Source organism: Candidatus Goldiibacteriota bacterium, assembly GCA_016937715.1.
GTDB lineage: Bacteria > Oederibacteriota > PGYV01 > PGYV01 > PGYV01 > PGYV01.
Genome location: JAFGWA010000074.1, coordinates 1 through 10,424 on the forward strand (window position 1 = coordinate 1; position 10,424 = coordinate 10,424).

Consider the following 10,424-nt stretch of genomic DNA (forward strand, 5'->3'; position numbering starts at 1 on the left):
AAAACGTATTATTTACGCGGTTTAAACAAAGCAACTATAAAATAAAGGGTATTTTGGTATAATGTCTTGAGTCAAGGCACGGTATGAAGACTTTTTATAAGCTAAGTCCGACACCTTAACTTATTTTATTACAAAGGAAAATAGTTTGAAACTTAAAAAGAATATAGTATACTTATATAAAATAAAGGAGGCCGCAAATGAAGAAATTACACTTACCAATTCTGATAGAAACCGACGAAGATGGCATTTATATCGTGAGTTGCCCGTCTTTTAAGGGTTGTCACTCCTATGGAAAAACAATAGATGAAGCCCTGAAAAATATTAAAGAAGCGATTGAATTATGTCTTGAAGACAGCGAACCAACGGAAATAAATAAGTTCGTGGGTTTCAGGGAAATGGAAATAACAGCGAATGGATAAATTGCCGGTTATATCAGGCAAAGATTTAATTAAGTTACTGAATAAACTTGGATTTACGGTAACAAGGCAAAAAGGTTCGCATGCCAGATTAAAACATCATGACGGAAGAGTTACCACTGTTCCGATACACCGCGGAGCAGACCTGCCAAAAGGACTTTTAAGAAAAATAATCAGGGAAGACATCAAACTGACTTTGGAAGAATTTATAGAACTTACCAAGAAAAAGCAGTGATTTAAGTAAAAAAAAACAGGTTTCATGCCTTGACTTGATACCTGATAAAATATTACCACACCTCCAAAACTGATCGGGTATCTTTTTAACCCCTCTGTTTAAACCTTCCTCCAAAACCCGTATAGTCAATTTAATATTTCTGTGTTAAAATTATTACAATTTTAAGGATATATTAAGGCAAACCGGAGGCGGATTTGGTATCTAAATTTATACACCTGCACCTGCATACTAAGTACAGTATGCTGGACGGCATGTGCAAGTTTGAAGACATGATAAAGGCCGCCAAAGACAATAAAATGATGGCAGTTGCGGCCACAGAGCACGGCAATATGTACAGCGCGGTGGAATTTTATACCGCTATGTCGCACGCCGGCATCAAACCAATTCTTGGCCTTGAAACCTATATTGTTGATGACATTAAAAACAATCAAAGAAAGAAAAACCACCTTGTTTTACTGGTAAAAAATGAAATCGGCTGGAATAACCTTATTAAAATATCCTCCTACGCCTTTACTGACGGCTTCTATTATAAGCCTACAATAGATAAAGCTTTTTTAAAAGACCACGCCGAAGGGTTAATTGCACTATCTTCGTGCGTACAGGGCGAAGTACCGTCCAAGCTTATCTCTGACGATTACGAAGGCGCGAAAAAAGCCGCGGAAGAGTACCTTTCCATCTTCAAAGAAGGCAACTATTACTTTGAAATGCAGAATCACGGGCTGGAAGAAGAACTTCTGGCAAACAGGGGTTTAAGGGAACTTTCAAAAGAACTGTCCATTCCGCTTACTGTTTCCAATGACGTCCACTATATGAAAAAGGACGACGCCCGCGCCCATGACATCCTTTTATGCATTCAAACCGGTAAGACCTTAAAAGAAGCGGACAGAATGAAATTCAAAACAGATGAATTTTATTTTAAAAATTATGCCGATATGGTTAAAGTTTTTCCTGACGATATTGCCGCGGTGGAGCGCACATTTGAAATCGCGGAAAAATGCAACTTTGAACTGCCCAAACTTCCGCCGGGCAAGTGCCACATGCCCAAATATACAATTACCGGCTGGGACGGCACTTATAACGAATACTTTGACAAAATAACAAAAGAAGCGTTAGCGGTAAAATATCCCGGCGATTTACTGACGGATGAAATTCAAAAGCGTTTTGACCACGAACTTGCCGTAATAAAAAAAATGGATTACACCGGATACTTTCTGATAGTGCGCGACATAATAAAGTACGCCCGCGACAATGACATTCCCGTAGGGCCCGGCAGGGGAAGCGCGGCAGGTTCATTAATATCCTACGTCCTTGGAATTACAAGCATTGACCCGATTAAATACGAACTTTTGTTTGAACGCTTTCTTAACCCGGACAGGGTATCACCGCCGGATATAGACCTTGATTTTTCCGATGAAGAAAGAAACCGGGTGGTGCAGTATATTGTGGACCGTTTTGGCAAGGATAAAACCGCGCAGATAATAACCTTTCAGCAGTTAAAACCCCGCGCTTCCATAAGGGACGTGGGCCGCGTACTGGACGTCCCGCTGCGCGACGTGGACATGCTTGCGAAAAAAGTGCCGGAAGGCCCGGCGGTCAGTTTTGCTGATATCTTAAAAGACGGCTCGTTTGTCTCTTTTGTGAATTCAGAAAAGATATACGAAGAAATTATAAATTACGCGATGAAAATAGAAGGCATGCTGCGTCAGGATTCCACACACGCCGCCGGCGTTGTAATAGCGCCTGATATTCTTACGCAGTTTGTCCCCATTGCCGTGCCAAAAGACAAGGACGATTCCGAAGGCGGGACTTTAAACTACATGACACAGTGGGAAATGGGCTCTTTGGAAAAAATGGGGCTTATTAAATTTGACATCCTTGGATTAAGAAACCTTGCCGTAATAAAAAAAGCGATAAAGAATATCAAAGAAACCCGCGGCATAGACGTTCTGCCTGATGACGGCGCCTTTGATAACCCCAAAGTATATAAACTGCTTGCCGAAGGCAATACGCAGGGCGTATTCCAGCTTGAAAGCGACGGCATGAGGGACCTTCTTAAAAAGATTAATCCCGACTGCCTTGAAGACATTATAGCGATAATATCGCTTTTCCGCCCCGGCCCCATGAAAATGATAGATGAATACATCCGCAGAAAAAAAGGGACGGAAAAAGTCACGTATGATTTTCCGGAACTGGAACCCGTGCTTAAAAACACTTACGGTATTGCTATTTATCAGGAACAGGTAATGCAGATAGCTGTAAGGGTAGCCGGGTTTTCAATGGCGGAAGCTGACAATTTAAGAAGGGCAATGTCCAAAAAGAAAGCTTCCGAGATGGATAAGATAAAGGTAAAATTCATGAAAGGCACGGCAGACCGCGCCATTAAACCGCAGGCAGCCGAAGACCTTTTTGACAAACTGGAGCAGTTTTCACAGTACGGCTTTAACAAGTCACACGCCGCGGCTTACGCGGTGGTGGCATATCAGACGGCATATTTAAAGACCTTATACAGGCCGGAATACATGGCGGCGCTTTTAACCTCCGTCATGCACAGCATTGACAAAGCCGCCGTTTACGTGGAAGACTGCGCCGCCAACGGAATAAAGGTAATGGCGCCGGACATAAATAAAAGCGATGTGGATTTTAAGGTTGAAAAAAATTCCATCCGCTACGGGCTGGCAGCGGTTAAAAACGTGGGCACATCCGCGGCACAGGACATAGCGGCCAAAAGAAAAGAAAAAGGCGATTATAAAGACCTGTATGACTTCTGCGAAAAGGTCAGCCTGCATTCGGTTAATTCCAAAACAATAGAATCGCTTGTAAAAAGCGGCGCGTTTGATTTTACCCTTATGCACAGGGCGCAGATATTCGCGTGCATCCCGGATGCCATGAAACGGGCGGAAATGGCGCAGCGCGACCTGGAAAGCGGCCAGTTCAGCCTGTTTGAAACCGCCCCGCAGGATATAAAAATTCCCGATATACAAAAATGGAGCGAAAGCGAACAGCTGTCATATGAAAAAGAAGTCCTTGGCTTATATGTCTCTTCGCACCCGCTTGCGCGTTACAGAAAACTGCTTGAAAGCGTGTCGCAGCCGATAAGCGAACTTTTAACAGGCAAAGTAAATTCCGGCGAACAGGTAATAATAGGCGGCATTGTCCACGACCTGGCAAAAAAAATAACACCAAGCGGAATGGAACGCGTGCATTTTCACCTTGAAGGGCTGACCGGCAGGATAAAAATAATAGCGGGCGATAAATTCCCAAAGGATAAAAACAGTATTTTTTCCAACAGCCTGATGTGCATGGTAAGGGGCAGACTTGTTTTTATGGACACAGAACCTTTTGTAAGCATGGAAAGCGTGATAGGCCTTGATGATGCTTACGGCGCGCTTGGCAAATACCTTCATATCACCATTCGTGAATTGGGCTTAGAACAGCTTACCCTGCAGGAAATGAAAAACCTGATGTCGCAGAACAAAGGGCTTTCAGAAGTTGTAATGCATATAATTACCGGCGACGGCAGGGAAGCACAGGCCGTGCTTGAAGAAAAAATAAGCGTGAACGAAAACCTGCTTATCTCCCTTGAAAAACTTGCCGGCGAAGGCAATATACGGTTAAGCTGGAAAAAATAATTAAAACATATCCGGAGCACGTTCATGTGAAAACAAATAATTTCGCAGGGACAGCGCTCCTGCATTTAATAAAACCGTGCAGATATTTGTATTTTTTGTTATTATATAAACAATTAACCTGCATTATGATACCGCATAAAAATAATTTTTTGGAGGCCAGGGAATGAATAAAACAAGACAGGCAGTATTTTTAAGCGTTATGTTTTTAGCCATGAACGTCTTCGCGCAGAACTTAATAGAATATAAAGTTGTGGAAGGCGATACTTTGTGGGAAATCAGCGGAAAATTTACAGGCAAAAAAATGAACTATGAGAAAATAGCGCTTTATAACAACCTTAAGAACGCTGACCGTATTTATCCGAAACAGATAATAAAAATTGACCTGGACGAATTTAAAAATTCTGAAAATACGGTTAAAACAGCGCCCGTTCCCGTAAAAACCGCGGTTAAGGCAGCAGCCGCGCCTACAGCCGTAAAGCCAGCCATAAAAGCCGCCGCGACAACACCGCCGGCGGCAGCCGTAAAACCCGCTGTTAAAAGCACCGCTGTCCCCGCCGAAGTTGTTGAAGCAATTCAGGGCTTAAGGGAAGACTTTGACCTCCCAAACATGCAGCCGGCGCTTAAGTGGCATGACAACAGAAATGACTGTTCATATGAAATTAAAGACGGCCGCCTTCACATACAGGCACGCGGCGACGGCCATGATATCTTTATGGATTCAAATACCGACGCACCCAAAGTACTTGCGGATTTAAGCGGCGATTTTACAATTGAAACAAAGATGTATTTCACGGCCAAAAACAACGGCAACGGCGCCGGCATAGTAATATGGCAGGACAACCATAACTTTTTAAGGATAGACAGGGTGCTTCACTTTCAGACCCGCAACGTCATAAATGTTTCCGGCGCGGCCGGCGGCAGGTGGTTCTATTCGGAAGAGATTCCTTACACGCTTGAATTGTCATACTTAAGGATGGAAAGAAAAGGGGACATATTCACAGCATCGTGCAGCGTTGACGGCAGCGTATGGTTCAGTTTTAAACCCGTGGAATTTAAAGCATCATCGTCGGTTAAAGCCGGTGTTTTTGTTTTAAACCAGTGGAACAGCGGAAATTCTGACGCTGCGTTTGAATATATTCAGATAACAAAATAACCGGTATCGGCTAAAAATAACATAACAACGGTGAAAAATGAAAATAAATAAAATTACTTTTACCATAACCGCCGCGGCATCGCTTTTTTTATTCTCTTCATGCGTGTCAATGAGAACCGCTTTTCCGCCGGGGCATGTGGAAGTGACATCATCGCGGTCCGCCGCCAAGTCAGCCGCCGATAACACAGCCCGCGCGGAAGATAAAACGCCCGCCCCCGCGGCAACGCCTTCTTCCAGCTGGCATCCGGATGATTACGAACAAAACGGCGAAGAAAAAACACTTGTAATAAACGTGCTGATAAATAAAATTAAAGGCCCTTTTAACCTTTCGTCAGCTTCTGATATGGTTTTAAAAGAAAACGGCAGGAACCTGGGCAGGAGCTGTGAAATTAAAGCGGCATCCGGCGCCATCACGCTTAACGGCGATGCCGCGCAGCACACAAAAATAGAAATATCATCCAAAGACGTTATAAACCTTGGATCCAAAAAATACCGCGGCACTTTTATTCTGGAAGCTGAAAACGAAACTGTTCTTGCCATTAACAGGCTTTCAATAGAAGAGTATCTTTACGGCGTATTGCCGTCTGAAATTATCCCTTCCTGGCACGCCGAAGTTTTAAAATCACAGGCTGTGGCCGCAAGGTCATTCGCGTTTTACAACAAACTTAATTCCAGGGACAAACGCTACGACCTTGACAGCACGGTAATTTCCCAGGTATACAAGGGATTCGGCGTGGAACATAAAAATACAAACGCCGCGGTTGACGAAACCCGCGGGCTTATAATGACATACGGCACTGATGTGGTTCAGGCGTTTTTTCACGCAAACAGCGGCGGAAAAACCGCTGACAGCAAAGAAGTATGGGGCGGAACTCTGCCTTATCTTAAAATAGTTGATGACCCTTACTGCCGGGAAGGAAAACACTATTCCTGGAAACATACAATAAGCCTGCCTTCTCTTGAAGAAAAACTTGGAAAAAACGGAAATTCCACCGGCGAAATTTTTGATATTAATATCCCTGAACGCACGGACAGCGGCAGGGCAATTATGGTCCGTATAAAAGGAAGCGCCGGAACCGTTTTCATTAAAAGCAATGTATTCAGAACCGCGCTTGGCGTTGACGCCCTAAGAAGCACAAATTTTAATGTACACATAGACGGCGGCGAAGCGGTCTTTAACGGCCTTGGCTGGGGCCACGGCGTGGGCTTATCTCAGGAAGGCGCGGCAGGAATGGCGGAAAAAGGCTACCCGTATAAAGACATTCTGAAATATTACTACAAGGGAGTAAACATTAAAAAAGCGGTTTTAAAATAACATGAAACATTTTTTTATTTTATGCCCTCTGATACTGTTTCTATTTTCCGCGGGCTGCACCCAAAAAGACACTTTTGAAAAAAAACTGAACTCCGTTCTTCCTCCGCCCGGCACATCGGATTTTGACCTTAGCATAACCCTTCTGGAGATATCGCGTCTTTTTGACCCTGAATCCGACACGGAACTTATGAATAACGAACTGCAGAAAATGGCGGATAAAATTAAAGAAAAGGTGGGAGACGAAGCAAACGATGAAATAATAGTTGAAATTTTCAACAGATATATCTTTGAAACTGAAAGTTTTAAATATAACAGGAAAGTAATTGATTATCTGGACAACAACAAACCTTTAACCCCTGAAGAATGGCTTGAAATCCGCCTGATGAACAAAGTGATTTCAAGAAGGGACGGGGTGTGCTCCGAACTTTCCTTTATTACCCTGATGCTTGGCGAAAAAACCGGTCTTCCTATCTGCGTAATAGGCGTTCCGGGCCATGTTTACGCAAGGTATCAGCCCGCGGGCAAAAGCCCCATTAACATAGAAGCCACAAGCAGCGGAAGAGAATATTATGATTACGAAGACAAATATAACCCTGTCTGCAGGGGCGAATCCGAATACTACGGGAAATGCATGGATAAAACCGAATCTGTAGGTCTGTATCTGGGTATATTGGGCGGCGTTTTCCGCGATATGAAAGATTATAAAAAATCAGATATTTTGTTTAAAAAAGCCCTTGAAATGTGCCCCGGGAATCCCGGGTTTTACTGGGACAACGCGGAAATACGCTGGCGCGCGGAAGATTATGAAGGGGCAATTACCCTTATAGAAAAAGCGCTTGAAATTGACCCTGAAAGTTCCGCGCTTAACGCCTGCGCCGGCTGGCTTTACAAAATAATCAAACGCAATATTAAAGCGGAAGAATACCTTGAAAAGGCGCTGCGCATTGACCCCTATGACCGTTTTGCGGCAGACAACCTTGAAGAATTAAAAAAAGCAAGATAAGTATCCCGTATTATTAAAATCATTTGCTATTAAGCCTTTTATCTGTTATATTTAAACTGTAAGAAAAGGTAGAAGTGGAAAAGAACCGGAAACAGAAAGTGCAGCAGATACCGCTTTAGCAAAGAAATTGCTTTGGCAGCAGAAGTTGCAGCAGAAACAGGTTCTGTTTTGCTTTTACCCGGGCTTGCTAAACTTGCAGCCCGGGTTTTTTTATAATATACGTCTTAAAAGAGACGCTTTATTACGCGTCTCTATTTTTTTTTAGACCATTCTAATATGGCAGGAAGGTAATCATATGAACAGAATCAAGAATATCGCAATTATCGCGCACGTTGACCACGGTAAAACCACGCTTGTAGACTGTATTTTAAGGCAGGCGGGTGTATTTAAATCACATCAAAAAGTTGAAGAACGCGTTATGGACAGCAATGACCTTGAACGCGAAAGGGGAATTACCATATTTTCAAAGAACGCGGCCTACACTTACCGCGGTTACAAAGTAAATATTGTGGATACTCCGGGACACGCTGACTTTGGAAGCGAAGTCCAGCGAATTCTTTCAATGGTGGATTCCGTACTTCTTGTGGTTGACGCCTTTGAAGGCACCATGCCGCAGACAAAATATGTCCTGAAAAAATCCCTTGAACTTGGCCTTATGCCTATCGTTATAATAAATAAAATTGACCGCGTCAATTCCGAACCTGACGAAGTCTTAAACCAGGTGTTTGACCTTTTTGTGGAATTAAACGCGGCCGACCACCAGCTGGATTTCCCGGTAATTTACGCTTCCGGCAGGGACGGTTATGCAAAACTTCACCTTAAAGACGAATCAAAAGACATGATACCGCTTCTGGATATGATTATTGACCACGTGGCAAATACATCCGGCGACAGGACAAAACCATTTCAGTTTTTAACATCCGCCATCAGTTATGACAATTACATAGGTAAAATAGGAACGGGAAAGATACACAACGGGTCTGTTAGAACCGGAGACAGTGTAACACTTATAAAAAAAGACGGTAAATTTGAAAATTACAGAATTACAAAAATTCTAACTTACGAAGGCATTAACAGGGTTGAACTTAAAGAAGCATTTGCGGGCGACATTGTGTCGCTTGCCGGAATGGATACAATTGACGTGGGCGAAACAGTAACAGATCCCGAACACCGCGACGACCTTCCTTCAATTGACATTGACAAACCAACGGTTGCCATGACCTTTATGGTAAACAATTCGCCTTTTGCGGGGCGCGAAGGCAAATTTGTAACTTCAAGAAACATCTGGGACCGCCTTATGAAAGAACTTCAGACCAACGTGGGTATAATTGTGGAACCAACGGATTCGCCTGATTCTTTTCTTGTAAAGGGCAGGGGCGAACTTCAGCTTTCAATCCTTATAGAAAATATGAGGCGTGAAGGTTTTGAACTTCAGGTTTCCAAACCGCAGGTTATTTTCCGCCAGATAGACGGCGAAAAGTGCGAACCGATAGAACACGCCATAATTGACGTGGACGCGGCTTTTGTAGGCGTGGTCATGGAAAAACTTGGAATAAGAAAAGGGGAGCTTATCAATATGGTTCCCGGCAAAGACGGCTATACAAGGCTTGAATTCCACGTCCCCACAAGGGGGCTTTTGGGCTTCAGGAATGAATTCATGACCGAAACACGCGGCACAGGAATACTTAACCACAGTTTCCATGATTACGGCCCATATAAAGGCGATGTTCCCACAAGAAACAAAGGCGTGCTAATCGTCCTTGAAGACGGCGTTTCTGTCGCTTATTCGCTTGATAAACTTAAAGACAGGGGAGCGTTCTTTATCGCGCCTGTAACCGAAGTTTACGCGGGCATGATTGCGGGAGAAAATTCCCGTGAAAGCGACATGATAATAAACGTCTGCAAAGGCAAAAAACTTACCAATATGCGCGCTTCCGGCACGGATGACGCCATTAACCTGGAACCGCCGCGCAAATTCAGCCTGGAGCAGGCTATGGAATACATAGCCGACGACGAACTGCTTGAAATCACCCCCATTAACATCAGGATGAGGAAAAAGATCCTTGACCCGACAAAAAGGAAAAGGACAGAAATAGCCGCAGGGAATGATTAAGTAACGCAGCTCAGCATACAGCAGCTCTGCGGCTTGGTTGAAACAAACCAACGGGCAGCCTATACGCAGCCCTTACAGGGGCCGGGTATATTTTTTCAGTGCGCGCCGCAAATTGCTATGCTTGTATCCAAACAAACCTGAATTCAACAGGCAGGTTAATTCATTGGCAACCGGGAATCTGCCCGCACATACTTGTATGCCGCCGCGGCATTAAATCGCCCCTGCCGTTTACACACTATGCTTACGCGGCACACACTGAAAAAACACACCCAACCCCTGTTTGACAAATCGTCAGCGGCTCACGCGTTTTTGACTTGTTTGTCTCGATCCGGCAGCCGCGCCTTTTAAGGCGCGTTTTTTTAAATTTAACGTTTATCTTTTAAACTAATAATCAACTGCCGCGGGCTAAAGCCCGCGCCTACCACCGCTCTTGCATTCCAAGCCTCCAAGCATTCTAAGCCTCTAAGCATCCATTAGATACTGTCAAGTATTGTGTGTAATTAAAAAGATTCATAAAAGGGGTTCTCTCCTGTAGTTGCCAGATTTCTTTCTAAAATAAG

General features: G+C 43.8%; 7 protein-coding genes. All 7 read left to right on the forward strand.

Features of this window, described 5'->3' with window-relative positions; translation table 11 throughout:
- The first annotated feature begins 197 nt into the window (after positions 1-197).
- The 7 genes from JXR81_07825 to typA all read left to right on the forward strand — a co-directional run bounded on the left by JXR81_07825 (position 198) and on the right by typA (position 9,864).
- Positions 198-419 (forward strand): type II toxin-antitoxin system HicB family antitoxin, encoded by a 222-nt coding sequence (locus tag JXR81_07825; protein MBN2754759.1) that lies wholly within the window; start codon positions 198-200, stop codon positions 417-419.
- Positions 412-651: a type II toxin-antitoxin system HicA family toxin gene (locus tag JXR81_07830; protein ID MBN2754760.1), complete on the forward strand. Its 240-nt coding sequence runs from the start codon at positions 412-414 to the stop codon at positions 649-651. The genes JXR81_07825 and JXR81_07830 overlap by 8 nt, the downstream gene beginning before the upstream one ends.
- Before the next feature lie 194 nt (positions 652-845).
- A complete protein-coding gene (locus tag JXR81_07835) occupies positions 846-4,280 on the forward strand; it encodes a DNA polymerase III subunit alpha (GenBank protein ID MBN2754761.1) in 3,435 nt (1,144 codons plus the stop codon).
- Between the two features lie 163 nt (positions 4,281-4,443).
- A complete protein-coding gene (locus tag JXR81_07840; protein MBN2754762.1) occupies positions 4,444-5,433 on the forward strand; it encodes a LysM peptidoglycan-binding domain-containing protein in 990 nt (329 codons plus the stop codon).
- Between the two features lie 37 nt (positions 5,434-5,470).
- The gene (locus JXR81_07845; GenBank protein ID MBN2754763.1) at positions 5,471-6,748 is read left to right on the forward strand and encodes a SpoIID/LytB domain-containing protein; all 1,278 of its coding nucleotides are present in this window, start codon (positions 5,471-5,473) and stop codon (positions 6,746-6,748) included.
- A 1-nt stretch (position 6,749) separates the two neighbouring features.
- Positions 6,750-7,751: a hypothetical protein gene (locus JXR81_07850; GenBank protein MBN2754764.1), complete on the forward strand. Its 1,002-nt coding sequence runs from the start codon at positions 6,750-6,752 to the stop codon at positions 7,749-7,751.
- Between the two features lie 295 nt (positions 7,752-8,046).
- The gene (gene typA / locus JXR81_07855; GenBank protein MBN2754765.1) at positions 8,047-9,864 is read left to right on the forward strand and encodes a translational GTPase TypA; all 1,818 of its coding nucleotides are present in this window, start codon (positions 8,047-8,049) and stop codon (positions 9,862-9,864) included.
- Positions 9,865-10,424: the final 560 nt, after the last annotated feature.

Excerpts from the sequence above, each read along its gene's own strand:
- JXR81_07825 (MBN2754759.1), top strand. The coding sequence starts at position 198 with ATGAAGAAATTACACTTACCAATTCTGATAGAAACCGACGAAGATGGC.
- JXR81_07830 (MBN2754760.1), top strand. The coding sequence starts at position 412 with ATGGATAAATTGCCGGTTATATCAGGCAAAGATTTAATTAAGTTACTG.
- JXR81_07840 (MBN2754762.1), top strand. The coding sequence starts at position 4,444 with ATGAATAAAACAAGACAGGCAGTATTTTTAAGCGTTATGTTTTTAGCC.
- JXR81_07845 (MBN2754763.1), top strand. The coding sequence starts at position 5,471 with ATGAAAATAAATAAAATTACTTTTACCATAACCGCCGCGGCATCGCTT.
- JXR81_07850 (MBN2754764.1), top strand. The coding sequence starts at position 6,750 with ATGAAACATTTTTTTATTTTATGCCCTCTGATACTGTTTCTATTTTCC.
- typA (MBN2754765.1), top strand. The coding sequence starts at position 8,047 with ATGAACAGAATCAAGAATATCGCAATTATCGCGCACGTTGACCACGGT.